Below are 1,741 nucleotides of genomic sequence, written 5' to 3'. Positions count from 1 at the left end.
ACCGGGTACGGGCCGACCTCGACGGCCCGGCGGAGGTGTCCACCGGGCGCGCCCTGTTCGATCGACGTGCGGCTGTCCGTTCTGGGCTGCTCACGCCTATGCTTCTGCATGGCTGCCTGCTCCTTTCAGGTGGTCCATGCCCCCGGGCCGCAGGCAACGCGGCTGCGGGGGTTCTCGTTGTCTTCTGAGCCGTCCGGGGCTCAGGGAGCCATGCCTGGGCTCGCCGACTGTTCGGGAGCGGCACCGGCTCGACGCATAGCCAACGGCAGGAGCGCGTCTACGGGAAGGAACTTTTGCTGAACTTACGTTCCTCGGCAGAGGAGTTAGATCCACAGCTCAGCTTGCGGGAGACTGTGGGGCATGATGGAACTGAATGGGAGCCCGGCCAGCTCAGAGGCCCTGGCGACCCTCGCTCTCACCAACTTTGGTCACTTCACCTCCATGCGAGTCGATGATCAGCACGTTCGAGGACTGCCGCTGCACATGGAGCGCCTTGCCCGTGACTGTCGTGCCGTCTTCGGCACGGAGCTAGATCTTGACCGGGTGCGTAGCTTCGCTCACCGAGCGGTCGACGGCACCAGCGGTACGTTCATCGTGCGCGTGACGATCTTCGACCCTGCATTGGACATCGGGCGCCCGTCTTCAACTGGCGCCCCTCAGATCCTGGTGACCCGTAGGGCGGCATCCGCGCTGCCGCTACCGCCGCTTCGCGTGAAGACTGTTCCCTACATTCGGGACGCTCCCGCGGTGAAGCACATCGGCTTGTTCGGCACACTCAACGCGCGCCGTAGTGCTCAACTGGCCGGCTTCGACGATGCCCTTTTCACCGGTCCAAGGGACCTCGTATCAGAAGGCGGGACCTGGAATGTCGCCTTCATCGACGATGGCGGCACCATCGTGTGGCCGAAGGCAGACATTCTCCCCGGTGTCACCATGGCGCTGCTCCAGGAGCACCACCAGCATGCCGTCGCACCGGTTGCCGTGGGAGCGGCTCATGACATGCAAGCCGCATTCGCCACGAACACAACGATCGGGGTCCGTACCATCAGCGCAATCGATAATGTCCGGTTCCCCACGGAACATCCGGTCCTCGCGAAGCTGCGCGAGTCGTACCTGAGCCTTCCCGGCGAGCGTCTATAAGAGGGAGTATCGCGGTGGGGGTGGAGCGCTGGACTGGCAGGGAGACACGACTCCTACGCCTGGCAGGCCGGAAGACCGTGCGAAATTTTGCCGCCGAAATCGGGGTTAGCGACCGCATGGTCTCGAAGTGGGAGCGCGGCGGGGCGAATGTCACTCCGAGGCAGGGTAATCAAGCTGCGCTTGATACGTTCCTGGCCCTGGCCGGGCATGAAGTGCAAGAGCGCTTTGCCGCCCTGCTCACGAAACAAGCTGCGGCCTCGCAGGACTCCCGAACGGAGAAGCTGCTTGCATCGGACCCCTTTCAATACCGACGGCACCCTGTTGACGGAAAGCTAATGGTGCTCGTCGAGGAAGGTATGTCCCTCTCCGGGGAAGCGCTTGAAGCAGTCTGGTTGCCTGCGTTCTATGTGGATGTCTTTCCGACCACCAACGCAGACTATGCGCGCTTCGTCAGCACCACCGGGCACCGTGCCCCTAAGCCTTGATCCACCGAACTGATTCCGTCGCGTCGGTCTGATCGCGGTCCGGCTGATCGTGGGTCTGCGGCTGTTGTCTGGACGTGCCGTACTCGCTGGTCTGCCCAGCTTTTCCACGAATTCGG

General features: G+C 63.3%; 2 protein-coding genes. Both read left to right on the top strand.

Annotated features, from left to right (window positions below):
• The first annotated feature begins 360 nt into the window (after nt 1-360).
• On the top strand, nt 361-1,140 hold the full coding sequence (locus tag K6I34_RS36535) for an aminotransferase class IV family protein (RefSeq protein WP_229332326.1): 780 nt from the start codon (nt 361-363) through the stop codon (nt 1,138-1,140).
• A gap of 77 nt (nt 1,141-1,217) precedes the next feature.
• Complete coding sequence (locus K6I34_RS36530; protein ID WP_229332325.1) at nt 1,218-1,625, top strand: hypothetical protein; 408 nt, start codon at nt 1,218-1,220, stop codon at nt 1,623-1,625.
• Nucleotides 1,626-1,741: the final 116 nt, after the last annotated feature.

It is taken from the genome of Streptomyces sp. UNOC14_S4, assembly GCF_020740835.1.
In the GTDB taxonomy this organism is placed as follows: Bacteria; Actinomycetota; Actinomycetes; order Streptomycetales; family Streptomycetaceae; genus Streptomyces.
The sequence above is the reverse complement of the archived record's forward strand: the minus strand, read 5'-3'. Positions and strand labels throughout refer to the sequence as shown.

Coding starts and splice junctions, on each gene's coding strand:
- K6I34_RS36535 (WP_229332326.1), top strand. CDS start 361: ATGATGGAACTGAATGGGAGCCCGGCCAGCTCAGAGGCCCTGGCGACC.